The sequence below is a fragment of the Bacillus sp. EKM420B genome, from assembly GCF_011065565.1.
GTDB classification, from domain to species: Bacteria; Bacillota; Bacilli; order Bacillales; family Bacillaceae; genus Bacillus; species Bacillus velezensis.
Genome location: NZ_JAAMNX010000048.1, coordinates 1 through 254, shown reverse-complemented (window position 1 = coordinate 254; position 254 = coordinate 1). Strand labels below are relative to the sequence as shown.

General features: G+C 52.8%; 1 protein-coding gene. It reads right to left on the bottom strand.

Features of this window, described 5'->3' with window-relative positions:
- Positions 1 to 254, bottom strand: a 254-nt coding sequence (locus G9F48_RS19465) for a beta-ketoacyl synthase N-terminal-like domain-containing protein (RefSeq protein WP_165409991.1), incomplete at both ends; no start/stop codon positions are given.

Sequence of the window (254 nt, the reverse complement as noted above, 5' to 3'; positions counted from 1 at the left end):
GGTTCGGTCCGACAGACGGACTTGTATTCGCCGCGGATGACCCTTCAATCTCCGCATCGGCATTGGCTAAAAGAGAACCGTAGCCGGTATTTCCGGTCCCGATAAACACACCTGTTTTTGTGCCTGAGAGACTCTTTGACGCATATCCGGCATCTTCAATCGCTTTCCACGCGTGCGTCAGCAAGAGTCGCTGCTGAGGGTCCATTTGCTCCGCTTCCCGCGGTGAAATCCCGAAAAACAATGGATCAAATTCA